A 235-nucleotide genomic window follows, 5' to 3' on the forward strand; every position below is an offset into this window, starting at 1 on the left:
GTAGAGTCCGCCAAACCATTAATAGCTCGAATAATCGGGATGACTGCCTTGGTTAGCGAGTACATTTGCCGGGTATAAATCACCATTTGATCCATCGGGATCGATCGCTCTAGCCATAAGCTTAAATCAAAGTCTGACTCTGCATTTGCCGCCTTTATGGTTAGCGGCATCACACCACGACGCAATAAACTATCGGCAGCGGTGGTTTCATCGTTGGCTTCAAGTCGCCCAGTGA

1 pseudogene is annotated in these 235 nt (G+C 48.1%); it reads right to left on the minus strand.

The features are described 5' to 3' along the window. Positions 1–235, minus strand: a pseudogene (locus tag Q4519_RS22130) (type II secretion system F family protein); the annotation flags it as partial.

Source organism: Motilimonas sp. 1_MG-2023 (genome assembly GCF_030547455.1).
Taxonomy (GTDB): domain Bacteria; phylum Pseudomonadota; class Gammaproteobacteria; order Enterobacterales; family CBDFNC01; genus Motilimonas.